This window comes from Oceanobacillus sp. FSL W7-1293 (assembly GCF_037969815.1).
GTDB classification, from domain to species: domain Bacteria; phylum Bacillota; class Bacilli; order Bacillales; family Amphibacillaceae; genus Oceanobacillus; species Oceanobacillus oncorhynchi.
The window spans coordinates 4,765,904-4,791,994 of record NZ_CP150212.1 but is presented as its reverse complement, the minus strand read 5'-3'; the positions used below and the strand labels follow the sequence as shown (position 1 = coordinate 4,791,994).

Annotated in this window: 22 protein-coding genes; 16 read left to right on the top strand and 6 right to left on the bottom strand. The window is 37.8% G+C overall.

Annotated features, from left to right (window positions below; all coding sequences use genetic code 11):
- Positions 1–110: 110 nt before the first annotated feature.
- Positions 111–482 (bottom strand): DoxX family protein, encoded by a 372-nt coding sequence (locus MKY65_RS22880; RefSeq protein ID WP_339181124.1) that lies wholly within the window; start codon positions 480–482, stop codon positions 111–113.
- A 154-nt stretch (positions 483–636) separates the two neighbouring features.
- Between MKY65_RS22880 and MKY65_RS22875 the strand changes: the two genes are divergently transcribed.
- Together MKY65_RS22875 and MKY65_RS22870 are read left to right on the top strand one after the other, a co-directional pair.
- The gene (locus tag MKY65_RS22875) at positions 637–2,352 is read left to right on the top strand and encodes an ABC transporter ATP-binding protein (protein ID WP_339181121.1); all 1,716 of its coding nucleotides are present in this window, start codon (positions 637–639) and stop codon (positions 2,350–2,352) included.
- Between the two features lie 132 nt (positions 2,353–2,484).
- Positions 2,485–2,808, top strand: coding sequence for a DUF3889 domain-containing protein (locus tag MKY65_RS22870; RefSeq protein WP_339181119.1), 324 nt, complete (start codon positions 2,485–2,487; stop codon positions 2,806–2,808).
- Between the two features lie 22 nt (positions 2,809–2,830).
- On the opposite strand, the gene MKY65_RS22865 is transcribed toward MKY65_RS22870, so the two are convergent.
- Positions 2,831–3,373, bottom strand: a complete 543-nt coding sequence (locus tag MKY65_RS22865; RefSeq protein WP_339181117.1) for a GNAT family protein — start codon at positions 3,371–3,373, stop codon at positions 2,831–2,833.
- Positions 3,374–3,540: 167 nt separating this feature from the next.
- On the opposite strand from MKY65_RS22865, the gene MKY65_RS22860 reads away from it, so the two are divergent.
- The 4 genes from MKY65_RS22860 to MKY65_RS22845 all read left to right on the top strand — a co-directional run bounded on the left by MKY65_RS22860 (position 3,541) and on the right by MKY65_RS22845 (position 8,278).
- Complete coding sequence (locus tag MKY65_RS22860; RefSeq protein WP_339181114.1) at positions 3,541–4,710, top strand: TraB/GumN family protein; 1,170 nt, start codon at positions 3,541–3,543, stop codon at positions 4,708–4,710.
- Positions 4,711–4,846: 136 nt separating this feature from the next.
- Positions 4,847–6,067, top strand: coding sequence for a CNNM domain-containing protein (locus MKY65_RS22855; protein WP_339181111.1), 1,221 nt, complete (start codon positions 4,847–4,849; stop codon positions 6,065–6,067).
- A gap of 173 nt (positions 6,068–6,240) precedes the next feature.
- Complete coding sequence (hprK, locus tag MKY65_RS22850) at positions 6,241–7,161, top strand: HPr(Ser) kinase/phosphatase (protein ID WP_042528756.1); 921 nt, start codon at positions 6,241–6,243, stop codon at positions 7,159–7,161.
- Positions 7,162–7,330: 169 nt separating this feature from the next.
- Complete coding sequence (locus tag MKY65_RS22845) at positions 7,331–8,278, top strand: alpha-L-glutamate ligase (protein ID WP_339181108.1); 948 nt, start codon at positions 7,331–7,333, stop codon at positions 8,276–8,278.
- Between the two features lie 100 nt (positions 8,279–8,378).
- Here the strand turns inward: MKY65_RS22845 and MKY65_RS22840 are convergent, their stop codons facing one another.
- Positions 8,379–10,100 (bottom strand): pyruvate oxidase, encoded by a 1,722-nt coding sequence (locus tag MKY65_RS22840; RefSeq protein WP_339181107.1) that lies wholly within the window; start codon positions 10,098–10,100, stop codon positions 8,379–8,381.
- Positions 10,101–10,360: 260 nt separating this feature from the next.
- Here MKY65_RS22840 and MKY65_RS22835 point away from each other — a divergent pair, with 260 nt between their 5' ends.
- The 6 genes from MKY65_RS22835 (at position 10,361) to MKY65_RS22810 (ending at position 17,294) form a co-directional block, all read left to right on the top strand.
- The gene (locus MKY65_RS22835) at positions 10,361–11,137 is read left to right on the top strand and encodes a Cof-type HAD-IIB family hydrolase (protein WP_339181106.1); all 777 of its coding nucleotides are present in this window, start codon (positions 10,361–10,363) and stop codon (positions 11,135–11,137) included.
- 198 nt (positions 11,138–11,335) lie between these two features.
- The gene (rlmH, locus tag MKY65_RS22830) at positions 11,336–11,815 is read left to right on the top strand and encodes a 23S rRNA (pseudouridine(1915)-N(3))-methyltransferase RlmH (RefSeq protein WP_339181105.1); all 480 of its coding nucleotides are present in this window, start codon (positions 11,336–11,338) and stop codon (positions 11,813–11,815) included.
- A gap of 357 nt (positions 11,816–12,172) precedes the next feature.
- A complete protein-coding gene (locus tag MKY65_RS22825) occupies positions 12,173–12,787 on the top strand; it encodes a hypothetical protein (protein ID WP_339181102.1) in 615 nt (204 codons plus the stop codon).
- Complete coding sequence (locus tag MKY65_RS22820) at positions 12,756–14,351, top strand: hypothetical protein (protein ID WP_339181100.1); 1,596 nt, start codon at positions 12,756–12,758, stop codon at positions 14,349–14,351. Before MKY65_RS22825 ends, MKY65_RS22820 begins: the two co-directional genes overlap by 32 nt.
- A gap of 981 nt (positions 14,352–15,332) precedes the next feature.
- Positions 15,333–16,139, top strand: a complete 807-nt coding sequence (locus MKY65_RS22815; protein WP_339181098.1) for a hypothetical protein — start codon at positions 15,333–15,335, stop codon at positions 16,137–16,139.
- 270 nt (positions 16,140–16,409) lie between these two features.
- Complete coding sequence (locus MKY65_RS22810; protein WP_339181095.1) at positions 16,410–17,294, top strand: DMT family transporter; 885 nt, start codon at positions 16,410–16,412, stop codon at positions 17,292–17,294.
- A gap of 423 nt (positions 17,295–17,717) precedes the next feature.
- Here the strand turns inward: MKY65_RS22810 and MKY65_RS22805 are convergent, their stop codons facing one another.
- Positions 17,718–18,908 (bottom strand): coenzyme F420-0:L-glutamate ligase, encoded by a 1,191-nt coding sequence (locus MKY65_RS22805; RefSeq protein ID WP_339181092.1) that lies wholly within the window; start codon positions 18,906–18,908, stop codon positions 17,718–17,720.
- A 169-nt stretch (positions 18,909–19,077) separates the two neighbouring features.
- Here MKY65_RS22805 and MKY65_RS22800 point away from each other — a divergent pair, with 169 nt between their 5' ends.
- Both MKY65_RS22800 and MKY65_RS22795 read left to right on the top strand, forming a co-directional pair.
- On the top strand, positions 19,078–19,971 hold the full coding sequence (locus tag MKY65_RS22800; RefSeq protein ID WP_339181089.1) for a LysR family transcriptional regulator: 894 nt from the start codon (positions 19,078–19,080) through the stop codon (positions 19,969–19,971).
- A 116-nt stretch (positions 19,972–20,087) separates the two neighbouring features.
- A complete protein-coding gene (locus MKY65_RS22795; protein WP_339181086.1) occupies positions 20,088–20,615 on the top strand; it encodes an STM3941 family protein in 528 nt (175 codons plus the stop codon).
- Positions 20,616–20,741: 126 nt separating this feature from the next.
- Here MKY65_RS22795 and MKY65_RS22790 read toward each other — a convergent pair whose 3' ends face one another.
- Both MKY65_RS22790 and MKY65_RS22785 read right to left on the bottom strand, forming a co-directional pair.
- Positions 20,742–21,974, bottom strand: a complete 1,233-nt coding sequence (locus MKY65_RS22790) for a dicarboxylate/amino acid:cation symporter (RefSeq protein WP_339181084.1) — start codon at positions 21,972–21,974, stop codon at positions 20,742–20,744.
- Positions 21,952–22,821, bottom strand: coding sequence for a prephenate dehydratase domain-containing protein (locus MKY65_RS22785; RefSeq protein ID WP_339181081.1), 870 nt, complete (start codon positions 22,819–22,821; stop codon positions 21,952–21,954). Before MKY65_RS22785 ends, MKY65_RS22790 begins: the two co-directional genes overlap by 23 nt.
- A gap of 804 nt (positions 22,822–23,625) precedes the next feature.
- Here MKY65_RS22785 and MKY65_RS22780 point away from each other — a divergent pair.
- Positions 23,626–24,510 carry a putative RNA methyltransferase gene (locus MKY65_RS22780; RefSeq protein ID WP_339185354.1) on the top strand — a complete coding sequence of 295 codons (885 nt, stop codon included), beginning with the start codon at positions 23,626–23,628 and terminating at the stop codon, positions 24,508–24,510.
- 330 nt (positions 24,511–24,840) lie between these two features.
- Positions 24,841–25,860, top strand: a complete 1,020-nt coding sequence (locus MKY65_RS22775; protein WP_339181079.1) for a LacI family DNA-binding transcriptional regulator — start codon at positions 24,841–24,843, stop codon at positions 25,858–25,860.
- Positions 25,861–26,091: the final 231 nt, after the last annotated feature.

Here is a 26,091-nt window from a genome sequence, read left to right as displayed (position 1 = left end):
AACATTTGTGCATATGTGGATATAATTGTGGATAAATGGAGTTTGTCCATAAGCTATAAACAGGATTTTTGAATTACACAGATGTTGTCCACAATTTGGGTGTGGGAAAGTTACGTGAAGGCCTCTTTTTCATTTCGCTGTGTCCAAAGAAAGATGAGCAGTATAAGTAAAGTCAAATCTAATCGTGAAGCAAAAAGAAATGCGAATATCCCGTCCCCTGTCAGAATAGGAAGTTTGGTGAAAAAAAGCGCGCCAAGCATAATAAAAATTAGTGGAATAAGACTTATGTGGATAAATATTCTGCCGATTAATAACATCCCCGCCATCACTTCAAACAGAGCTACAAAGAAATAAACAAAATTGGATAAAGGCACGCCCATTTGTTCAAAACTGCTGACCATCGAAAGGTCCACAAATTTCATCAGCCCGGAAACTAGAAATACAAATCCCACTACATAGCAAATAAGCTTCATTGGTTTCATGTGAAACATCCTCCTTTTTTAAATGGTATGCAGGGGAAAGGACAAACTTTCCCAAGAATCTGGAGAAAAGCATATTGTTTTCATAAGCGATTAACTATATAATTCATTCATATGCGCTTTAGCTTTTAAAAAAAAGAAGAAGAGGAGGATATGTATGCTGCGTCAATTTTTTTCATACTATAAACCGCATAAGCGGTTATTTATTATAGATTTTTCAGCTGCAGTGATTGTGGCGCTGATGGAATTAGCCTTTCCGGTAGCGGTTCAGTGGTTTATCGATCAATTATTACCTGGCCAAGACTGGAATGCCATTGTTGTTATATCGATTTTACTGTTGATTGTGTATATTATCAGTACGTATTTGCAATATGTTGTGTCCTATTTAGGACATAAATTGGGAATCAATATCGAAACAGATATGCGCCGTGATTTGTTTTATCAGGTTCAGAGACAATCCTTTCATTTCTTTGATAATACGAAAACAGGCCATATCATGAGCCGTATTACCAATGATTTATTTGATCTGGGAGAGCTTGCCCACCACGGTCCAGAGGATTTCTTTATTTCGATCATGACCTTTTTAGGTGCTTTCTTTATTATGTTCACCATTAATCCAGTTTTAGCACTGATTGTTCTTATTACCGTACCTATCCTGATATTCCTTATTACATTTGGAAATATTCGTATGAATAAGGCGTGGAGAAAAATGTATGCAAATATTGCAGGAGTCAATGCGAGAATAGAGGATGCTGTTTCTGGCGTGCGTGTCGTACAATCCTTTACAAATGAAGAATTCGAGAAGCAGCGTTTTCAGGAGAATAATGAAAAGTTTCGCCTTGTAAAGGTTGGAGCATATAAAGTAATGGGTATCGTCCATTCAAATATTTTTCTGCTGATGCGTTTAATGACACTGCTTGTACTTGTTGTAGGGGCCTGGTTTACTTATACAGATCGCCTCAGCTATGGGGAATTAGTCAGCTTTATCTTATTCGTGAATGTATTAACGACACCAATCAATAAAATTACAGCACTTTTAGAGCTATATCCCAAAGGAATGGCCGGCTTTAAACGTTTCTCAGATATGATGGCAATCAATCCGGATGTCGAGGACAAACCAGATGCCGCAGCAGTCAGCGAATTAAAAGGAGATATCCGTTTTGATCATGTCGGTTTCAGCTATGATAAAACGAAAAAATCGGTGCTGAACGATATCAGCTTTGATATTCATCGTGGAGAGACGGTTGCTTTTGTCGGACCGTCTGGAGCAGGAAAAACAACGATTTCTGCATTGATTCCAAGATTTTATGATGTGACAGATGGAGCGATCACGATTGATGGAATGGATATTCGTGACATGACGAAGGAATCTCTTCGCAGTAAAATCGGTGTTGTACAGCAGGATGTATTCCTGTTTACAGGAACCCTGCGGGAAAATATTGCGTATGGAAACCTGGAAGCAACTGATGAAGAAATCGAGCTTGCTGCAAAACGTGCACATATGGAGGATTTTATTAAGGAGCTTCCAGATGGCTACGAGACACAGGTTGGAGAAAGAGGCTTAAAGCTGTCAGGAGGACAAAAGCAGCGGATTGCAATAGCGCGGATGTTCTTAAAAAATCCGCCAATCCTTATTTTGGACGAAGCAACCTCGGCGCTGGATACAGAGACAGAAATGATTATTCAGAAAGCACTGAACGAGCTGGCGGCCAACCGCACGACGATTGTTATCGCCCATCGTCTTGCTACGATTAAAGAAGCAGACCGTATTATGGTGGTAACGAAAAATGGAATTGAAGAGGAAGGAACGCACGAAGAACTCCTGCAGAAAAAAGGTATCTTTGCTCATCTGCACGGTGTTCAAATGAAATAGCAGAACAGGCTGTGCCAAGCGCAGCCTGTTTTTTAGCGAACTGTTCTCATTTCCCGGGAAATAAATACATCTGTCTTCTGATTAGCATAAAAACAAAAAAATAACACAAGCTAAGGCTAATTAGGAGGTGGCATGATGAATCGAATATATCGCGCCCTTATCTTCGCCGGCATTATTATCATTCCATTATTAATTGGAACATGGGTGAATGCAGAGGAACCGGAATATGCCGAATGGGGTCAGATTGCCATGAAAGAAGTGAAAGCCAAGTACCCTCAAGAAAAAATTGTAGATTATTTACATGTAGGCAGACAAACAGAAGCTGAGAATACAGTCGAAACCTTTAAGCTATGGTTAGTGGGAAAAGAAAAGGAATTTGGCGTTATTATTGATATTTATTTTAAAACCGATACAAAAGAAATTGTCGAAATAAAAATGAGGGAAACAAAGAACTAGCACAATGAGCTGTGATTCTTCGTTAATGCGTCCATTCTCGTGCTAACAGTCCGTATACAACTAAATCTTCATAATGATCATATAGCCATTCTCCCTGCCTGATAATACCTTCTTTTTGAAAACGGAGCCGTTCTGGAATGGCTCTGCTTTTTTTATTATGGGTTGCAGCACGGATTTCAACCCGGTTTAACCGCAATGTGTAAAAGGCATAATCAATCATCACTTGAACTGCTGTGGTCATGACGCCCTTCCCTTGATAAGCCGGATCTAACCAGTAGCCAATCGATGTGCTGCCATTTTGCCAGTCAATAAAATTATAATTGACACAGCCAATCAGCCTATCCCGATCAAAGATCCCGATATTCAGCGACTGTCTGTGTCGGGCTCCTTGCAGGCATAAATCAATAAAGGCTAAACAATCGGCCGGTTTTTGTGTCGTTTCAATCCAGGGAAGCCATTCACGCAGCTCTTCTCTGGAGCTTTCTACCGTCCTGAACAGCGCATTTGCATCATTCATCTGCAGCTGACGCAAGGTCAGACGGTCATCTATTTTATAGTGAAACATAGGTTAACCCCCATATTCATACTTCCTTTATTATCATCTTCCTATATCATACGTTATTTGTGCGTAGATGTTTAATTAATTGGTGAAAATGTATTACAATAGGATATACAAGTTTAAAAAAAGGAATTCCGTGTTGAATAACATAATGGAAGGAAGAAGGATGGTACATGAGTGAGGAGAACATCACAAGACTCCATTTGAATGGAAAAGAATATATACTAATCGGAACAGCCCATGTTTCTAAAAATAGTGCCGAACAGGTCAAGGAAGTCATTGAAAGGGAACAGCCTGATGCAGTGTGTATTGAACTGGATGCACAGCGTTTTCAATCGGTGAAGGATAATAATAAATGGAAAAACACTGATATTTTTCAAGTTATCCGTGATAAAAAAGCAGTCATGCTATTAATGAACCTGGCAGTTTCTTCCTTTCAAAAGCGGATGGCTAAGCAGTTTGGCATTCGTCCGGGAGAAGAGATGATACAAGGAATTGAATCTGCGGAAGAAACAGGAGCCGAGCTTGTTTTAGCCGATCGGGATATTCAAATTACCTTTGCCCGAATTTGGGGGAATATGGGTTTAAAAGGGAAATCAATGCTGCTCATGCAAGTATTTGGAAGTATCTTCAGCAGAGAGGAAATTTCCGAAGAAGAATTAGAAAAAATGAAGCAGCAGGATACGATTAATGCAATGCTTCAAGAGTTTACCGCCTATTTTCCAGACTTGAAGAAACCATTGATTGATGAACGGGATCAATATTTATCCCAAAAGATTAAAGATGCTCCCGGTGATAAAGTTGTTGCCATACTTGGGGCAGCACATGTGCCCGGCATAACCAAAGAAATTGAAAAAGAGCAGGATCTGGAACAACTAAACACACGTCCTCCTAAATCAAAATGGCCGAAAGTCATTGGATGGGCGATACCTATTTTCATTATTGGCATCATTGCCTACACATTTATGACAAATCCAGCAGCCGGTTGGCAGCAAACGATAAGCTGGGTGCTCTGGAACGGTTCTCTCTCAGCTATTGGCGCCCTTGTTGCCTTCGCACACCCATTAGCTGCCCTGACTGCGTTTATCGCAGCGCCATTCACTTCGCTGAATCCATTACTTGCGGCCGGCTGGTTTGCAGGGTTTGCTCAGGCTTATATTAAGCGCCCAAATGTGGGCGATTTTGATTCACTTGCAGATGATGTGCATTCTGTAAAAGGTTTTTGGAATAATAAAGTAACACGTATCTTGCTTGTGATTGTGTTTGCTAATATCGGAAGCTCTTTAGGAACGCTTATTGGCGGAGCAGATGTTATCCGTGTATTTATCCAGAACTTATTGTAAATAAATGTTTTAAAAATATTTTAACGTGTATATTGTTTGGAGAAGATAGTTTTCAAATGAAGGAGAGCTATCTTTTCTGCTCTATATAGTAATGGAGCATATCAAACGAAAATGTCATTTTAGGAGGAATTTACCCGTGATCATTGCGATCATTTTTTTACTATTTGTTTCTTTTTTCTTCTCAGGAAGCGAAACAGCCTTGACAGCAACCAATAAGGTAAAGTTGCAAGCGAAGGCCAATGATGGAGATAAAAAATCAGAAAAACTGCTTCAGCTTGTTTCTGCGCCGAGTGAATTTATAACAGCTATCTTAATCGGAAATAATGTGGCAAATATCTTGCTGCCCACGCTGGTTACCATGATGGCAATAGACTATGGTTTAAATGTAGGTATTGCATCAGCTATACTGACAGTCACGATTATTGTCTTTTCTGAAGTGATACCAAAATCCGTTGCAGCCAGCTTTCCGGACCGTATTGCTGCTTTAGTATTCCCAATGATTCGTGCCGTTGTATTTCTCCTTAAACCAATCACCTTTTTATTAAATGGATTGACAGGAATGATTACCAAAGCACTTTCAAAAGGAGAATTTCAGGCAGAGTCTGTTTCCAAAGAAGAGCTGCGGGCAATTGTAGATATTGCTGATTCAGAAGGAGCTTTTCAAAAGGAAGAGTCCTCACGAATCCGCGGTGTATTTGATTTTTATCATTTGAATGTAAAGGATGTTCTGAAAACACCGCGTGTCGAGATAGTCGGCTTAGAGCATGAAGCCAGTTACCAGGAGGTCAAAGAGCTGGCGCTGTCCAGTCCATTTACGAGATATCCTATTTATGGGGAGGATGTCGATGATATTATTGGCATTTTTCATTCTAAATATTTAATAGCATGGAGCGATGAAAAAGAAAAAACACTTGCAGATTATAGTGATATGGATCCGCTTCGTGTGTATGAATTTAATAATATCGAATGGGTATTCCATAAAATGCTGGAAGAAAAGAAGCATATGGCCATTGTCTTGGACGAGTATGGCGGCACAGAAGGAATCGTCACCCAAGAAGATATTATCGAAGTAATGATTGGACAAGAAATAGAAGACGAAACGGATATAGAAGAGGACGCTTTAATCGAAAAGCAGACAGAAACCGAAATTATTTGTGATGGGAAAATCACACTGCATCAGCTGAATAATACCTTTGATACGGACATTCCAGAGGAAGATGATGTACTCGCAGCATATATTTTGAGAAACTTTACTACCTTCCCTGTAGAGGGAGATACCTTGGAAAAGGAAAATTTAACATTCCACATATTAGAAATAGACGGCCGATATATTAAAAGGGTTCAAATTATTAAATAGAAATAATGAAAAGGCGCTATGTTTTTCACATTTCTCCAGTTCCTTTTTCAAATAGTTACAGGTTAATGTGACAAATTAGTGAAATAGCGATTTCTCATACATGATTCTGTCTCTTTGCGGCATAATTCGTTATAATGTAGGGAAAAGGACAGGACGGAGAGGAGCGTGGTGCTTTGAAATCTATCAGTGTGAAGCAATTAGTGCAGGAATTTAAATTGGAAGTACTGGCTGGAGGCGATGAGTTAGATCGGACGATCAAAAAAGCCCGGACGCATCGGCCCGGCTTAGAATTCATTGGTTACTTTGACTTTTTCCCAATGGAACGTGTGCAGATTTTAGGAAAAAAAGAAATTAACTTTTTGAAACAGCAGAATATTGAAGAACGTAAGGAACGGATAGACCATGTGGTAAGTTATCATCCTCCATGCTTTATTGTTACATCTAATCAAGAGGGACTTACGTACTTAACAAAATTCTGTCAGGAAGAAAATATCCCGCTTCTGCGTACAGCGGATACGGCTGTTGACTTTATCGCCAAGGTGGATAATTATTTAACCCGCAAGCTCGCAACAGAAATTGCAGTCCATGGGGTCTGCCTGAATGTCTCCGGAATTGGCGTTTTAATTCGCGGAGAGTCTGGCGTAGGGAAAAGTGAGCTGGCACATACCTTGATTGGACGCGGACATCGGCTTGTTTCGGATGACATTGTTATTTTGAAAAAGGTGAGCCATAAGACGATTCTTGGTACACATAACGATATCAATCGTGAATTCCTTGCTCTCCGCAGTGTCGGACTTTTAAATGTTGTCCGGATGTATGGCAGAAAGGCGTTCCAGGATGAATCACGTATTTCCTTGGATATTGAGCTGACAAAGTGGGAGAAGGATGCACTCAATAATGATCTGGAGCCGAAAACCGATTATGAAGAGTATATGGGCGTTCAGGTTCCAAGAATTGAGATTCAGCTCCAGCCAGGACGGGACGTAGCTGGATTAGTAGAAGCGGCTGCGAATAATTGGTACCTGCAGCAGCAGGGGTATAAGGCTTCTACGGAATTTATGGAACGTGTTCAGTGGGAAGAAGGAGACGATTGATGGTTTCCTTTTACATAAAGGGAGAGGAGAATGTTGGATTCTTCCCTCCTTTTTTTGTTAAAATCAGCGGTGTTTAGAATTTTTTTATAAAGAATGGTAGAAGTCATGCGGCGACTAAAAATAGTGTATGGATATGAAATAAAATTATTTTAACGAAGGAGTGTTATCATTGTCGAAAATATATATTTTACATGAAAACGATGATTGGACAGTACACTTAACCAATCGTCTGGAAGAATTGAATTTGCCTTATGAAACCTGGCATTTAGATAAGGGGATGGTTGATTTAACAGCAGAACCGCCTGAAGGGGTATTTTATAATCGGATGAGTGCTTCCTCACACACACGAGATCACCGCTTTGCACCCGAGTTAGCTGGAGGCATTCTATCCTGGTTAGAGATGCATAATCGAACGGTCTTTAATGGTTCACAGGCGCTTCAGCTGGAAATTAGCAAAATTAATCAATATACCGCACTTGAAAAAAACGGAATAAAAACACCAAAGACAATTGGAGCCGTTGGTCGCGACCAGATAATAGAAGCTGCCAAAAAAATGGGTGAATCTTCTTTCATTACAAAGCATAACAGGGCAGGCAAAGGGCTGGGAGTACAGCTTTTCCATTCCATCGATGCTCTTGAAGCGTATGTACATAGCCCGGAATTTGAAGAACCTGTTGATGGTATCACATTGATCCAGCAATATATTCAATCACCTGAACCTTTTATTACACGAGCAGAATTTGTCGGTGGAAAATTGATTTATTTAGTGAAGGTAGATACTTCAGAAGGCTTTGAGTTGTGCCCTGCAGATGCATGCCGGATTGGCGATGCATTTTGTCCAGTAGGAGAGGAAGAAGAGACTCCGCCGATGTTTGAGATTATGGAAGAAGGAATGGACACGGAGCAAATTGCACGTTATGAGAATTTCTTGAAAAATAGCGGGATTGATGTTGCTGGTATTGAATTTATTCGTGATATTGATGGTGAGATTTACACGTATGATGTAAATACGAATACAAACTACAATTCGGAAGCGGAAGAAAAAGCTGATAAATATGGGATGTTGGAATTAGCTCGATTTTTAGGGGATGCTTTAGAAAAAGAACGTTTATCATAGGATAGTAGATTGATAAAATGAAGAACTCATCGAAAGTTTAAGGGAAATCCATAAAAAAGAAGGAGTGCTTCGAAAAGAAACACTCCTTCTAAACGTCTGCTTACATCCGCTTTAACCCCTTGCGAATTGGCGGAAGCTCCAGCTTTCCTTTTTCAAATAATTTTTTAATGGTCTGCTTCGTGTAGCTGGTCACTTGATCATAAGAAAGCTTGCCAGGGATTGGCGGCTCATCCTCAATACAGACATCGACAATCGCCGGCTGGTTAAATGACGCTGCCGCCTGCAGAGAAGGTCCAAGGTCTTCAAATTTCTCCACCCGATACCCTTTACCGCCGCAGTTATCCGCAAATTGAGCAAAGTTAAAGCTTTCTAAGCCAGTCTTATAATCCAGGTGTCCGCCAGCCTCCTGCTCGTACTTAATCATGCCGATGCGTTCATTATTAAAGATAACAACAATCATTGGCAGGTTATATTTCACAGCAGTTAAAAAATCCTGCATGTTCATGGAAAAACCGCCATCGCCGGCAAGGCTGATTACCTGCCGCTCAGGGAAAGTTATTTTACTTGCAATCGCTCCAGGAAGACTGCATCCCATCGTGCCAAGCCAGCTGGAAATCAGGAAATCCTGTGTTGTTTTCATCCGGAAATGCCGTGTTGCCCATACGGTCACATTACCTACATCGACTGACAGGATAGCATCATCCTCTGCGATTTTCTGCACTTCATGAATGACCTGCTGCGGCTTAATCGGTGTAGAGGTTTGCTCTTCATCGTTCTTCATTTCCTCCCACCAGCTGGTCATTTTCTCCTGATATTTTTCTAAGAAATCACGTTTCTCCGAGCGAGGCAGCTGTTCATTGAACCACGTGAGCACCTTTTTCGCATCCCCGGCAACGCCAATATCCACGGGATACCTTTTGCCGATTTGTAAAGGATTCCTATCGATTTGGATGCAGGTAACATCCTCTGGCAGAAATTCGGTATAAGGGTAAGAGGTTCCAAGCAGGATTAACAGATCTGTCTCCTCCATCGCTTCATAAGCCGGTTTAGTGCCGATCATGCCAAGGTTGCCAAGGAAATTTGGATGCTCATCTGCCATCACTCCTTTAGCAGGCAAGGAAATAACGACAGGAGCAGCAATGGTATCTGAAAATGCCGCCAGCTCTTCCTTCGCTTTTTTCACACCTGTTCCCGCTAAAATAATGGGTTTTTTCGCTTTTTCTATTGCAACTGCAGCCTCCTGCATCGCAGTTACATCTGGAGTAAGTGCTGGTGACTCGTACATCACTGCATTTTTTTGCACCTTATTTTTAATTTTTTCAGTTGGAATGTCGTCCGGCAAGGTTAACACAGCAACCCCTTTTTCCGCATACGCTGTGCGAATAGCCTGATTGACCATGGATGGGAGCTGTTCCTCTGAGGTAACCTCTTTATTATAAACCGCAACATCATCAAAAATGCGTTCCATGTTGATCTCTTGAAAGCTGTCTGTCCCAATCTGATCTGTTGGAACCTGCCCGGCAAGAACAAGAACAGGAGCGCTATCCTCCTTCGCATCATACAATCCATTTAGTAAATGTATCGCGCCTGGCCCTGCAATGGATAAACAAACGCCAAGCTTTCCAGTTAATTTTGCGTAAGAAGCAGCAGCTAATGCGCCGGCCTCTTCATGACGAACCTGCACAAATTTTATTTTATCCTCTGCTTTTCGCAGTTCTTCCATTAAATTGTTGATGGAGTCCCCAGGCATTCCATAGATATGGTTTACACCCCAGTTCTCCAGTAAATCCACAAGTACTTTTCCTGCACGATCATCAAACATGTGGCATGTCTCCTTTTCGTGAGTAGTTTTAGCATTCCTATTTTATCTCTATCCATCAGACAGCTGATAAACAGCTTCATGTTCCTCTTTTTATGCCTACTTTGTCTATTCCACAATACGGGAAACATGAAACCAGGAGGAATAGGAAAAAATGGAAATGAAAATAATTCGGAAAAAGGCTTAAAGCCTAGCTTTTCATCCCAATATCTTTTAGAATAGGGATACATTAACTCCAGCAGGATATGTGAGGGGGATAAAACATGATGAAAAGACCCGTTGTATTTTTTGATTTAGACGGAACATTATTGACAAGTGATAATAAAGTAGCAAAAAGCAGTATTGAGGCAATTGAGAAACTAATTGAAAATGATGGAATACCTGTGCTTGCAACAGGCAGGCCCCCATTTGAAACAAAGAAATTACGAGCAGAAACAGGAATCGGATCTGCTGTGTTGATGAATGGACAATTTATTGTACATGAAGGAGAAGTCGTTTACCGGAATCGAATCAACCCGGTCCAATTAAAAAAATTGGGAGACTATGCAACACAAAGAGGGGTCACTCTTTCATTCCACACTGCCGAGCAAATTTTCACAACGAATAATCAATGTGAGCTATTAAAAAAGGACTGTCTGGAATGTGACAGAGAGATTCCGGAAGTGGATGATGATATTTATATGAACAAGCCGGTCTATCAGGTAGAAATATACCTGGAAGAAGGCGAAGAGGAATATCAGGAAAAATTCCCAGAGCTCCATTTTGTCCGCAACTCTCCCTATAACTGTGATGTCTTCCCAAAAGACGTCTCCAAAGCAACAGGTATTAAGAAATTCTTAGAAGTCACCGGACTTTCTAAAGAGAATACATATGCTTTCGGCGATGGATTAAACGATCTGGAGATGTTTGGGTTTGTGAAAACATCGGTGGCGATGGAGAACTCTGTGGAGGAAATTAAGGAAGCAGCGACGCATATTACGAAGTCGGCGGATGATGATGGAATTGCTGATGGGTTAAAGATGTGCGGGTTGATTGATTAGGAAGAGAGCGAAGAAGCCTAATAAGGATGTATGGAAAAAACCGAGGTTTCTGTATGACATATACAGAGAATCTCGGTTTTTGTATATAGATATTAGAATATTTTTAAAGTGAGAAGTAACCTCAGGTAGAGAAACATGGTAAAATAAAGGAAGAATATGTACAGAATCGAAAAAATGAAATAATAAAGGAAGATTTTAATGAACATAACCCTTGTTACAGTCGGAAAATTAAATGAAAAATACTTAAAGCAAGGCATTGATGAATATAAAAAACGCTTAGGTGCGTATGCCAAAGTGAATATTGTCGAAGTAGCGGATGAAAAAGCGCCGGAGACGATGAGTGAAGCAGAAATGGAAGAAGTGAAGCGTAAGGAAGGCGAGCGTATTCTTGCACAGGTTCATCCAGATGCGTTTGTGATTACGCTGGAGATTGAAGGAAAGATGCTGAGTTCAGAGCAGCTGGCGAAAAAGCTGGATGAGCTGGCGACTTATGGGAAGAGCAAGGTCGTGTTTGTGATTGGCGGTTCGCTTGGGATTAGTGCGGATGTGCGGAAGCGGAGTGATTTGGCGCTGTCGTTTTCTAAGATGACGTTTCCTCATCAGTTAATGCGGCTGGTGTTGTTGGAGCAGGTTTATCGGAGTTTTCGGATTATGAGGGGGGAACCGTATCATAAGTAAATGAGGTTTTTTGGGAAAAAGATTGGTGAAAACCTCATTTAGGAATATCACGGAGCACCTTACAATAAATAACGGTAAAACTTTTTCTTCTTTGGTTTTACAGATAAAGATGGGACGGACAAGCGAGAGTTTCGAGTATAAATCAAAATTTATCTTCACGATTAAAGCAATTAGAAAAAAATGATTGTAATTATATTTTTAAGGAAAAAACAAGTAGCAGGAAAAAAAGTGGTCAATAAAATTTGTGCAATAACAAAAATTAGTAAGGCAACGTTGTATCGATCTGTTTCAAGATCTGGATTCATGCAATCTTGAATAACAATAATTTTAGAATAATAGATTAAGGTGGTGGTTTTGATGGGCAAAAAAAAATTGAAAGATAATACTCCATCTATTATAAATTTTCCTGAATATGAGACTGCTTTTATGACCTACTTCCAAGAAACTGTAAATAATTTTATAGATTTGAAAAATGAGATATTTGAAGGCATTAAAAAGAATAAACATGATGGGCCAATTTCAATGAGAACAGAAACAAGTGAAAATGATTTCTTAGACAAAGCACCAACAAAAATTGAAATGAGCTTCAGTTTACCAGTGGAAGCAATTCTAAATACTGATGTAGAAGCATTAATTGTTGAAATTGATAAAGCATCTGACTCAGGATTAGAGTCACTTATTCCTCAATTAATTAATTATTTGAGTGAAGTAACAGAAAAAACTGGGCAAGTAGTCGATGCAAAAGGAAAAGGTTTCTCTTTCGACTTTCTTTTAGAGATGATCGAAAAAATAGAAATTTCATTTGAAGATGATGGAACACCTATTATGCCAACACTTCTGGTGAATCCAAAAATGAAGGAAACAATCCTTAAAAATATACCGACTAATGATCAGGAAAAAAGGATGGAAGAAATTATTTCAAAGAAAAGAGATGATTTTTTTGCTAAGAAACGTACTCGTAGACTATATTGAAACATTAACTGAAAGACAATTTGATATTCCGCTTTTGTGCATACTATTAAAAAACGGTTTCTATGATATCCATTTTACTCATGGATCTTTTGAATTCGGAAAAGATTTTATAGCCAAAAAAAGAGAGGGCGATAAGGTTGTGCAGTATTTCTTCCAATCTAAAGGGGGAAATATTGGTTTACCAGATTGGGGCCAAATTAGGTGGCAAATTGATGAAGCAAGAATCAACCCACTATCCCATCCTTCTTTTGATGATACGTTAGATAGAAAAGTAGTCTTGGTTTTAACAGGAAGGCTTGTTGGAGGGGCAGGGATATCAACACAAAAATACAAAGAGTATTGTAAGAATGAAGGGAAAATCGGATTTAACGTTTGGGATATTGATAACTTAATAGAGATGATATTGTCTGGGGAAGTAAATTCAATTGGTCTTATTAAGGAACAACCTGAATTATTATCGATAATTGCAAAAATACAAACAGATAATGTTACATTTAAGGATTTAGAGAGGTATTCGAGAAATTGGATGGAGAGATGTAAAGAAAACAATAAAAAATCTTTTTTAGGAGTTATTCTGGAAGCATCTATCTTTGCTACTGAGTTAGAAAATAAGGGAAGATTAACATTAGCATGCTATGTAAGTCTTTTTCCTACGAGAGCAATTGTACACTCTCTACATAGCTTAGGTAATGTTCCTATGTGGGCAAAACCTTGCTTGCAATTAGTTAGGAAACAATTTGACTATTATTCTAACCACCTTCTTTTTTCACTTAAAGAAAACTTTGAAGATAATGAATCAGTTTTTTATAATCAAGTTAAAGGAGCTCACACTTTTATTACTTACCCAGTTATATGCTCTCAAATAATGGAAATAATTGGGTTGATTGGTCTCTTAAAATTTGATGAAGACAACAAAAATGAAGCTGAAGAAATTGTGAATATTTTAGAGATTTTGATAAGGAAAAATACCGGCTTCTTTTCACCTCTTTCTGATAAATACGCAATTTCTTTGTTGCCGCCATTAATACTCTTTGCAAAATTTAACAGATTAGAGATGTGTGAATTAATAATAAAGAAAAATGCTATATGGTTGTGTAATAGATATGAGATATCAGAATTTGGTATGGCGAGTCCATATGCAACAGAGGATGAAGAAGTTCAAACGTTATTGGGGTATTCGTATGATTTTATGGATTTAACGTCAAGGAGAGAGTCATATTTAGCTACATTATTGCTTGATATGTCAGCACTATTAGGTTTATCGGAATTATATGAGGATATTTTGAATGATATATTAGCTACCTCCATATATCCTTGTAACGTCGAAACTAATAACTCTACACAAAATTATATGTTGAATGGTGACGATATAGTTTATACTCCAAATGTTAGATTTGAAGAAGTATTGATTCCAAATGGTGGTTGGAGAAATGCTGTTAATGTTGAAAATAATCCAACCTTTTGTAGTGAAAATGGACTATGGTGGGAGTTACTTGGAATTGCCACAACTATGAGGGATCGGCATTACATTAGTGATTTAAGAATTTTAATTAATGATATGTAATATAGTAAAACTGTATTTCGTATAGATATGTGTGAGTTCTTGATTACTTGTGAAATGAATTCTTTTTGGAAGAGCTGATCTGTTGAGGTCAATAAATTACTCTTCGAATTAAATAGTTTTCTATCTAACTAACATTTCCCTCTTTTAAAGGGTTTGGACAGTTAATAAATAGGTATCCCGAAAAGTATGCTAACTATTTCATGTTGTATATTAGAAAAAAAGAAATAAAAAGGGATGCAGAATTAGATGTAAACATGTTATTTCATATAACATTAGCTTTAAGGCTGAATATAATGGAAACCGTAGTCTTGTTAAGAAAAGTTGAGTAGATTTTACAAAAGTTTATGGAAGAAAGTAGCTTTTTACTAACAAAGAACAAGAAGAGCTAGGTTTGATAGATGAAACTTTAGAAATAGAATTGATTTAGTGAAAAATTGAGTAGTGATAAATAAACGAGATTATTTAGTAGAATGACACTTTCACGAAATGGCATAAGTTGAACAAAATACACTTTAAACCAGTTAGCCCAACATTCCATAAAACTGAATATAGAATGCATGCATAGAAGAATTTATATTTTGCACACCTACCTTAGAGATAGAGTCAATTGAGCTTACCCAAATGGGGGAGTTGTAAAAGTTGTCTGAAATCATAATAGTATTTCAAAGTATTAGCAAATTTATATTTCAATTGCTAATTTTCACAACAAAAATAAGTTAAAGAGAGAGTTCTCTATGGAATTGGATATATTTTCGATGATAATAGTACAACTTCTCATCGGGATAGTACCGTCCAAAAACTTATATGATGTAGTGAAAGTTGGAGCAGTATTACGATGGTTTTCAAATGGTTAAGAGCCGCTATTTATAGAAAAAGAACAAGAGGAGTTTAGTTTTATTGATGAAGACTTTGAAAATTGAGGTATTCTAATTAAGCATAAAGAAAATCCTGAATACTCCATCCTAACAATAGGAGGTAGGCATGATGGGAGAGTATATGAATAATTATATTACAATTGAACCTATTTTAGAGTTATTAAATTATTTTATTAAATTTGAGCCTATCTCTCTTGGAGAGTTATTAACTTTTCTATCTTCAATAATACTGTTAGTAATTACGTGGAAATCAGTATCAAATGCAAAGGAAGCAAATTTAATCACCAAACAATCACAACAACTTCAAAGTGAACAATTTAAACTAAGTATCAAACCAGAATTAATTTTTGATATTCCACCTATAAAATACACTGATAAAGAAAATAATAAATCAAAAGTTAATAGTTTAATAAAACCTGATCATATTTACTATATCAAAAATTTATCAAAGAATACTTGCTACAATATAAGTGCAACAACATTCATTTATTTGCAGGATGAGGGTTGGGACAAATATTATTTATTTTTAAATAACGAGTTTGGTAAAGAAAAAGCTAGGCCGAATATTGTTTCTTATAGAGAGACACATGCTCTGCACACCACAAATAAATTAGAATGTACGATACCCTTCTATTTTCTTAATTTTAATGTTATAGCGTATGATGGGACAATTAACTCTCCAAGATTATATGTATTTTTAAAATATGAAGATAAGTCAAATAATATTTACGAGGAATGTTTTGAACTTAAACAGATTGGAAAAGTATTTGGGAAATTTAATGATGATATAGAGCTTCACTTTAGTCCAATACTAAGAGAAAAGGATGAAATAAGAATAAAACTATATGAACAAAAGAAAAAGTTAGAATCAGAATTTCCTAATAAACAAGAAGTATTTTATTACAATGTTTAAGTAATCTAACATAGGGAGTAAAAGGACAATCTCAAAACTGTTAAAATGAGAATGTCCTTTTGGTATAATCATTGCCTTTAGATCGTTACGGTGAACCGTACCATAAGTAAATGAGGTTTTCTCATATGTGGAATGAAACAACTAGTAATCCTTTAAATATGGTCCAACCTACATTTTGGTGAGTAATACATCCAAACAAAAATGTATACGAAAAATCCTGTTATGTGTAAAATAGAACAGTTAGCATTTTGTTGTAGGAAGGATGATAGTGTGTTAAAAACATATACTTGGCTAACATTTTGTGTAATGGTGTGGGGAAGTAACTTTGTATTTGGAAAAGTGTTAGTCCAAAGTTTTTCCCCAACCCTGTTAACCATGCTTAGGCTTTTATTTATTGTATTATTTTTAATTGGGTTATCCTCATATAATGGATATTTTAAGCGAGTTAAGAAATCAGATTTACTCTCGGTTTTCTTTCTAGGATTGATTGGTGTTTTTATAAACCAATGGTCTTTTTTTGTTGGATTACAAACAGCTGATCCAACAACATCTGCATTAATTTTGGCAACTACCCCTATTCTAACTGGCGTATTAGCTGCGATTTTTTTAAAAGAAAAATTAACAATTCGGATGTTGATGGGGTCTATTGTGGCAATCGTCGGTATTTATTTTGTGGTAACAAAAGGGGATTTATCTTCCGTACATATCGATAGTGGTCTATTATGGATTGTTTTAACGATGATAACATTCGCCATTATGATTATTATGACGAGGCATCTTTCAGATAGGATAGACCCTTTTACTCTTACCTTACATTCAACTATTGTTGGGTTGATTGTGTCGATTCCTTTTGCATTATTTCTAGATACACCTATACAAATAAGCTCTAAGATGTCAGATTGGTCTTTACTGATTGTAACGGCCGTTGTTATACACGGTCTAGCTAATTTGATATGGAATAAAAACATTAGTCATGTTGATGCTTCAAAGGCTTCCATATTATCCAATTTAGAACCTTTTGTAGCGATGATCATGGGATTGATCGTATTATCCAAACCAATAACTAACATAGAAGTTTTCGGGGCTCTATTTATAGTGGGGGGAGTCATACTCTCTACATATCAACGAAAAAAGCTAAATAACCGATTGAATTAACAAGACCTATATCATAAAAAACATTCATCCTGAATTATTCATAGTAATTTAGGAATTAACCCAAATCCCAGTACTCTAAGCTCCCTTGGCCGATTTCATCTACACTAAATAAATGAAAAAGGAATCCATTTCTGATAATGTTAAAATGCTAGTAATAACCACCAGAAAGGATTCTTTATATCGCTACTTTAACGCAAAAACGCTAAAGGTATGATAATTTTTTTCATTTTGTATTTCTTTCTAAAAGTATCCTATACCTTTATTCGGCACCAATTCCATTAACTAGTTTCCTTCAATCCATTCCGAAGTCAGTACAAATTCGTACCTTTATATGCACGTTCTCTTTCAAGCACTCGCGCCAACCTATAAAAAATAGGACAAAGGAGCTTCTCTCCCTCGTCCTATAAGTTTTCCTGCCAACACTTATTTCGTATAATTATCAAAATACCCCTGAATAAAAACAATCGGCGTCCCTTTATCCCCACTGCCTGAAGTTAAATCAGACAGCGACCCGATAAGGTCTGTCAGTCTCCGGGGAGTAGTTCCCTGCGCTTCCATTGCTCCGACTAAATCATCTTGTTTCTCATTAATGTGTTTAGAGATAGCCTCTTTTAGCTCTTCCCCTTTTAAGTCAGCGAACTGGTTGTCAGCCAGGTACTTTAATTTAATCTCATTTGGTGTTCCTTCTAATCCAGTTGTGTAAGCAGGGGAAACAACCGGGTCTGCCAGTTCCCATATCTTTCCTACAGGATCTTTGAATGCGCCATCCCCATAAATCATAACCTCAACCGTTTTACCTGTCTTTTCTTTCAGGATTTCTTGAATGTTGTCAACAACAGGCTGGCAATTGTGAGGGAATAACTTTACGCTATCCTCTGTTGCTTTATTTGAGCCCAGTAAGCCGTAAGCTTCGTTAAAGCCGCTTCCGTCAATGGATTCAGAAAGAATATTATCAAGGCTATAAATTTTTTCCCCGCCGTTCGCCTTTAAAATTCGCTTCGTTCTTTCCCGTGAATGAATATCACAGCAAAGTACACTCTTTGTGTATTCCAAAATTGTCTTTGGATCATTTGAAAAGATGACTTCGCACTCGATTCCATATTCTTCAACCAGGGATTTGTAATAATCGATATAATCTACGCCTGTGAAGGTATGTTTATTGTAGCCAAAATGCTCCCGAAATTGCTTTTCAGTTAGAACATCTGTCCAAGGGTTTATCCCTTTTTCATCCAGTGTATCTAAATCCACTAAATGGTTGCCTACTTCATCGGAAGGATAGCTCAGCATTAACACGATTTTCTTCGCGCCTTTTGCGATTCCGGTGAGACAAGTAGAAAATCGGTTACGGCTAAGGATCGGGAAAATCACACCGATGGTATCCTCTCCAAATTTAGTTTGAACATCGTTGGCAATATGGTCAATCGTAGCGTAGTTGCCTTGTGCACGTGCCACAACGGATTCCGTAACGGTGACAACATCTTTATCCTGAATGGTAAAGCCTTCCACTTCTGCTGCTTTTAATACGCTATCCGCAACAATCTCCTCAATGTTATCTCCCGTATTGATGATGGGGCAACGCAGTCCTCTGGCGATAGTTCCTACAACTCTTTTCACAATCATTCGCTCCTTCTTGGTAATGTTGCTATATTCTATAAAATATTCATTTGTTAAAAAGTATTTTACTAATACACTAACAATCTAAACAGTCTCCTCTTGTAATATACGGCTTTTCGTGATATAAGTAAAGTCAATATATCTAATATGGGGTATAAGGATGGGTTATATGACAGGTAAATTGGATTTATATTATCTTTTTTATACGGTTGGTAAAAATAAAAGCTTTTCGAAAGCGGCTAAAGAGCTGTATATGTCCCAGCCGGCAATAAGCCAATCAATGGCACAATTAGAAAAGGAATTAGATACAAGGCTGTTTAATCGGCTGTCTAAAGGTGTAACGCTAACGGATGAAGGAAATTTATTGTTTGAATATGTCAGTTCAGCACTTCAATTTATACAAGCTGGGGAAGAAAAGCTTTTAGAATTTAAAAATTTAATCATTGGGGAGTTTAAAATAGGGGTCAGCGATACCATTTCACGATTTTTTCTGCTTCCCTATTTAGAGACATTTCATAATCGGTATCCAAATCTCAAATTCAAAATAGTCAATGGAACCACGTGGGAAATCATAGCTGCCTTAAAAGCAGGAGAAGTGAACATCGCTATCTGTAATCTCCCCATTGACGACAAATCCTTAGAAGTAAAGCCTTTATTAGAAATTCAGGATACCTTTGTATATGGTGAAAAATATCGTGAAGTATTATCTAAGCCAATAAAACCAGAAGAATTGGTTCATTTTCCGCTTATTTTATTGGACAATTCCAATTCCCGGAGATATGTCGAAGAATTTTTTCTTACAAAAGGAATTAAAATTCAGCCGGAATTTGAGTTAGGCTCCCATGAACTGCTGTTAGAATTTGCTAAGATTAATCTTGGTGTTGCCTGTGTCACAAAAGAATTCTCTGAACAGTTTTTGAGAGAAGGCCTGCTTGATGAAGTGGTTTTAACGGAACCTATACCTAAAAGAAGTATAGGCATATGTTATTTAAAAAATGTTCCTTTAAATCGAGCTGCGGAAAGGTTTGTGGACATTATGGAAGAAAATAAGAGGAATTTCTAATAGCAATAAGTGTACCATTCGTTTAGTTCATATGAGAAAATGTATGCAGCACAAAATAAGGTGATTTTTAATATTTGATAGCATATGAAACAACCGTAACCATAGGAGGTAAGTAAATGAGTGATCATTTTATTGTAATGGCAAAAAGGGGCAGGATGGTCATGCTGACTATTTTTTCGCTCGTGTTTGTTGCGCTGGGCATAATCATTTTATTAGTCCCGTTTAATGAACCAATGTTACCCATGGTGATAGGGATTCTTACCATTTTAGTATTCGGGCTTTGTTTCCTGTATTATGTTAAAGCACTTGTCAAAAGGGAACCAGCCGTCATGATTACAAATGAAGGAATCATCGATAATTCCAGTTACATTCGAGCGGGGCTCGTCAAATGGGAGGAAATTGAAGCAATTGATTTTTTAAACTTTTCAGGTCAGGTATTTCTTGGTATTTTTACATATGATTCTGAATTGATTATCAACCGGTCAAGCGGAATAAAGAGAGTATTTAATCGATTAAACAAAGGGCTGTTGCCATCTCAAGTGAACATTCCTTTTAAGAATTTGGATTGCTCTGCGGAGGAGCTAATGAATGCTATTGGCGAACGTTGGGATACAGCGTTGAAGGAAGAAAGCAAAAAAGAATGAAGCCAAAAAGCTGTCAGCAGAAATGATTAGAAAATACATGAAAAGAAGAGGAATGGCACATCAAAACTCAATGTGCCATTCCTCTTCTTTCTTTTAGGCTGATTAAGTCCCGGCTCTCTACATATGTTACGATTTCCGAGCTTTTAATTTTACATTCCGTTTCTCCTCCGATTTATCAATCAGGACTGCTGCGGCGGCATCGCCGGTAATGTTCATGGTCGTATAAGCCATATCCAGTAATCGATAGATAGCTGCGATAGGGCCCATCAATTCAATCGGCAGATTAAGAAGCGTCAGGAAGGATGCCCCGAGCACAATTCCACCGCCTGGGATACCGGGCGCCGCCATATTTAAAATTGTTGCAATCATGACGAGATAAATAATTTGGCCGACACCGAGCGGGATATCGTAAAAGTCAGATACAAAGACAGCAAGAAGGCTAAACGAGACTGCTCCGCCGGCCATATTAATGGTCGTCCCCAATGGTACAACAAAGTTCGTAATGGATTCAGAAACTTTAAAATCATTTCTGGTTACCCGCATGGTTGTCGGCATCGTTACAGCAGAGCTTGTGGTGGATAGCGATACCAGCCACACTTTATAAATGCCCTTAATAAAATCAATCGGATTGAATTTACTATATAACCAGACCGGAATCAACATCACCAGGATAAATACGATAATACATGCGAAATATGCTGTGAAAATATATAATCCAAGTGCAGAGAAAATGCCGGCACCATATTCAGCAATTGCGTAGGCCATCAGAAAAATAATTCCAATCGGTGTGAGTTCCATGATGAAATCAAGAATTTTAAAGATGACTTTGGACAAGCTGTTGATAAACGTTTTGACTGGATCCGCCTCTTTCCCAACGATAACAATGGCTACCGAGAAAATAACGGTGAATAAAATGGTTGCGAAAATATCACCTTCCGAAATCGCCTGGAATAGATTGCTTGGTACGATATTCATAAAGAAATCTGCCACACTTGGTTCGGTAATTTCCCCATCATATCCTCCGCCGGCATCTATATTAATTCGCTGACCAGGACGAATCAGGTAGGAAATGACTAAGCTGATGGCTGCGGTGGTGATAAACATGCCAACAAAGACAACAATACTTTTAAAGCCAATTCGGCCGAGATCACTGGAGCTGCCAATATTAATAATCCCAGTGGAGACTGCTACAAAAATAATGGGAATAATCATCATCTGGATTAAATTTAAGTAAATATCGCCGACAAATTTTGCTTGAATAGAGAATTCGGGTAAAAGGATACCGAATAGGATTCCGAGCCCGAACCCAATCGCAATTCGGGTGAATAAGTGTTTTTTAGCGGTTAACAAGTTTTTCATGCTGTAAGGCTCCTTTGTATGCTGGGATTTTACCTTTACGGTAATTGCCTAAAATATTTATATAGGTGCAGCTATCTTCTAACTCCTTTAATGCCATATGGAGTGCCTTATGATCAGCACCGTTATCGATATCGATAAAGAATCCATATGCGAACGGTTCAGATTGAACGGGACGGGGCATCAAGTAGAGTACATGAATCGCATGCTTTTTAAAAATGTGTAACATATCGCTTAGTGAGCCGGTGCTGTGATTGGCTTCGACATACATTGATGTTTTATCCTGTATTTGATTCACTAGCTCCTTTTTCTTTTTAAAAAATAAGAAACGCGTCGTATTGAATGGATTGTCATTAATATTTTCTTGAATCACGTTCATGCCGTACAATGCTGCAGCATGGCTGCCTGCGATGCTGGCGATGGTATGATCCGCTGCATGTTTCATCATTTCCACTGCACCAGCTGTATCCATATAGTCGAGGACCTCGATATGCGGGTACTGACTTAAATAGGTATCGCATTGTTTGAGTGCTTCCGGATGTGAATACACTTTTGTGATTTCCGACAGCTCTATGGGATGCTTTGTAATAAGTGCATGATCAATTTTTACATAGATTTCATCCGTAGCGGTGACATCTACATACTTCAATAAATCAATCGTTCTAGTAATTGGACCGCTTGTTGCGTTTTCTACTGGCAGCGCAATATAGTCAACCTCCTCATAGAGCAATGCATCCACTAATAATGGAAAAGTAAGATACCCCTTCGTCTGATAATTATTTCCTTCACTAAACTTTTGGCATGCAATCGTACTGTAGCTTCCTTCCACGCCTTGATAACCAATTAACAATCTATTCACTCCTCTATTGATGATAAAAAAAGACCATTTATGCTTCTGCCGCTGGAATAGGAGAAACGTAAATGGTCTACAAAATATAAAAAACCAGCCACTTCGATTTCTCCTGTGACTGGTTAAACATGTTTACATGCTAATCAGCCATCTTAGATATAGGTCGTCTATATCCGTGATGGCATATAGACGCTATCTAAAATAGCTAAAAAAGAAACGATTTAATTGTTGGGATGGATGCTTTAACATAGGAATCACTCGAATCTTTTAATTGTTAAATAGATTCTAACGATTTGTTGGTGTGTTGTCAATACGAACAGTCAGGAATTTTGGCTGAAGGATAGGGAGTCATTGCATAGGCGTTCTGCAAAGAGCAAAAAACCAATGATATTTCTCTGCAGCTAGGGTTATAATCTAATTATAGTGACTTAATCTAAAGCGTGCATGAGAATGTAAGTAAATTGTATATCGAAAACAAGGAATGGGATATGCTGCTCCTCGATCTGATGCTCCCGGGAATGGCAGGGGAATAAATCCTTACAAAGGAAGGTCAAGCCGTTGAACGAAGCAAGGCTTGTTTGCTCTTGTTATAAAAACTTGATAAACTATTAATGGCATGATTGCCAGTTTTTATTCAGAGGAGAGCCTTTCCATGATTATTCAATTCATTCGTTATCGATAGTAAAAGGTATAGACTGCATGCAAACCCAGTTCATTTTTTTTAAAATAAAACGAGGGTTTATTTGTCTATGCCTTTTTCATTTATCTATAAAACGAATGAATGAGGTGTCTGCTTTGTCTAAAATGACAAAAAAAGTAAAAAGCGCAACATATGTAAGCAAATTTGAATCCATTTTCAAATGTCCTATTTGTGAAGCATCTATGAAAGTATTTGAATTAAAAAGTTTCATTTGCTCCAACAATCATACGTTTGATTTCACGAAACAAGGATATATTAACTTAACGACACACCCAATGAAAACGAAGTACAGCAAAGAGCTTTTTGAGGCACGAAGGAAGCTTATTGCAGAGGATAAGTTCTTTGAACCGCTTATTCAAGCAATTGCGGAAATGATAGGAAGGCAAGCTGATAAAGAGAAAGAACCATTATTCATACTTGATACAGGATGCGGTGAAGGCTCCCATCTAGCTAATGTATGCGATAAAGTGAGTTCGGCCTTTGGGAAAACCGTAACAGCAGTAGGGATTGATATTTCTAAAGAAGGTGTATTAGCAGCTTCGAAGAACTACACTAATCAGATTTGGACGGTAGCAGATCTTGCCAATATGCCGTTTAAGGATAAACAGTTTGATGTGCTTCTTAATATCTTATCACCCTCCAATTATGCAGAATTTAATAGACTATTGAGAGCGAATGGGTTAGTGATTAAAGTTGTTCCACGAAGCGGCTATCTAAAAGAAATAAGAGAGGTTTTATTTGATAAAACCGTAAAGCAGGATTACTCTAATTCAGAGACGGTTGACCGTTTTAACGAAAACTTCCGCATCATGGATAGTTTCAGGGTGCATTATACCAGGAAACTGAATCAGCCGTCCATTCAATCGTTGATGCAAATGTCTCCTTTAACGTGGTCAGCCAAGGAGGAACGAATAAAAGCATTTACAGAAAGAGAAATAGCTGAAATAACCGTGGATTTAGAAATATTAATCGGCAGGAAAACAAATTAAATCACATAATATATTGGCTGCGTCAGCTAAATAGACGAGGGATTTTTGGTCTCTCGTCTAATTTTTATATTTTAGTTTGAGCATTTCTAATCTCTGTACAAAAAGGGAAAACCAGAGCCAGGTAACAGATCCGATATACCTCGCAAAATAGGTTATTTTAAATGACGAAACGCCATTTGAATAAAAAAATGTTATATTAGATATATAAACTTTCCAGAAAAAATAATAAATCGAACCTTACATATGTGTTTAAACTCGTTTATGAAAGAGGACTTTTTTGAAAGTAAAGGCCGCGTTTATTCGTTGATTAGATGGAAGAGGTGATGAACGTTGAAAAAACCTAAAAAGAATGTGCGTGTTACGTTACAAGAGGTTGCAGATCATGCTGGCGTATCGACGACGACCGCTTCTTTAGTCGTTAGAAATAACCCGAGAATATCAGAAGCTACCCGAAATAAAGTATTAGCATCTATGGAAGAATTGGGATACGTTTATGACAGAGTAGCTGCCAATATGCGATCTCAGAATTCCAATATCATTGGGGTCATCGTTACGGATATCGCAAATAAATTTATTTCAGAATTTTTGATAGGTGTACAAAATACGCTGGAGGGCTTCGGTTATACGGTATTGCTTGGTACAACCTTTGATTCCGTTGAAAAACAACAAAAATTAATATCGACGATGGTAGAGCACAGAGTAGATGGGCTGATTCTTAACCCTGCCTCGAGAAGTGTTGGTAAAACAGCAAAACAGTTAAATAATTTGAAAATACCTTTGGTGCTTGCTAATCGGGAATTAACCAATGTGCATGCAGATTATGTAGGTATTGATTATCCAGAAGGAACGTATAAAGCAATAAGCCATTTAATCAGCAAAGGACATGAAAAAATAGCTTTTTTAGGCGGGGTAAAAAATTCTTCCACATGGACAGAAAGAATGGAAGGCTACCGGATGGCGCATGAAAATGCTAACCTGACGCTTGATGAATCACTTGTCATTGACAGTGAACCAACCGATAAAGGTGGCGAAGAAGCAGCTTTAAAGATGCTGGATTTACCGGAGATTCCTACTGCTATTTTTTGTTTTAGTGATTTAATCGCTTTTGGCGTGATGAAGGTGTTAACTCAAAAAGGGATCGTGATTGGACGTGACATCGATATTGTAGGATTTGATAATATTCCTGAAGCAGAAATATATCATCCGCCATTAACGACAGTTTCTTCCTATCCTAAATCTATTGGCAATCAAGCGGCAAAGCTTCTACATAGTAAAGTAAAACGTGAGAGTGAGGAAATGCATCGCGTGATACTTAAGCCGCAGCTCGTTATCAGAGAAACATCTAAATAATCGATAAATAAAGAGAGGACTTTCCTGTTCGTATAGGAAGGTCCTCTCTCTTTTTGAGAAGGAAAATAGAGAGTATTTGAAGTGAAGCAAGTGAAAGACGTCACAATGTTGACACAAAAAAATTGCAGGAGTATAGTGGATTTCGTTGTTTCAGTATATCGTTATACCAAAAAACACCTAAATTTATTATTATATTAGGTTTATTTTATTTTACTTATTAGTATATCGATA

What these genes read in the sequence shown, in the direction of transcription:
- MKY65_RS22880 (WP_339181124.1), bottom strand. Translation starts at nt 482, where the DNA reads ATGAAACCAATGAAGCTTATTTGCTATGTAGTGGGATTTGTATTTCTA.
- MKY65_RS22875 (WP_339181121.1), top strand. Translation starts at nt 637, where the DNA reads ATGCTGCGTCAATTTTTTTCATACTATAAACCGCATAAGCGGTTATTT.
- MKY65_RS22870 (WP_339181119.1), top strand. Translation starts at nt 2,485, where the DNA reads ATGATGAATCGAATATATCGCGCCCTTATCTTCGCCGGCATTATTATC.
- MKY65_RS22865 (WP_339181117.1), bottom strand. Translation starts at nt 3,373, where the DNA reads ATGTTTCACTATAAAATAGATGACCGTCTGACCTTGCGTCAGCTGCAG.
- MKY65_RS22860 (WP_339181114.1), top strand. Translation starts at nt 3,541, where the DNA reads ATGAGTGAGGAGAACATCACAAGACTCCATTTGAATGGAAAAGAATAT.
- MKY65_RS22840 (WP_339181107.1), bottom strand. Translation starts at nt 10,100, where the DNA reads ATGTTTGATGATCGTGCAGGAAAAGTACTTGTGGATTTACTGGAGAAC.
- MKY65_RS22835 (WP_339181106.1), top strand. Translation starts at nt 10,361, where the DNA reads ATGATGAAAAGACCCGTTGTATTTTTTGATTTAGACGGAACATTATTG.
- rlmH (WP_339181105.1), top strand. Translation starts at nt 11,336, where the DNA reads ATGAACATAACCCTTGTTACAGTCGGAAAATTAAATGAAAAATACTTA.
- MKY65_RS22825 (WP_339181102.1), top strand. Translation starts at nt 12,173, where the DNA reads ATGGGCAAAAAAAAATTGAAAGATAATACTCCATCTATTATAAATTTT.
- MKY65_RS22815 (WP_339181098.1), top strand. Translation starts at nt 15,333, where the DNA reads ATGATGGGAGAGTATATGAATAATTATATTACAATTGAACCTATTTTA.
- MKY65_RS22800 (WP_339181089.1), top strand. Translation starts at nt 19,078, where the DNA reads ATGACAGGTAAATTGGATTTATATTATCTTTTTTATACGGTTGGTAAA.
- MKY65_RS22795 (WP_339181086.1), top strand. Translation starts at nt 20,088, where the DNA reads ATGAGTGATCATTTTATTGTAATGGCAAAAAGGGGCAGGATGGTCATG.
- MKY65_RS22790 (WP_339181084.1), bottom strand. Translation starts at nt 21,974, where the DNA reads ATGAAAAACTTGTTAACCGCTAAAAAACACTTATTCACCCGAATTGCG.
- MKY65_RS22780 (WP_339185354.1), top strand. Translation starts at nt 23,626, where the DNA reads ATGACAAAAAAAGTAAAAAGCGCAACATATGTAAGCAAATTTGAATCC.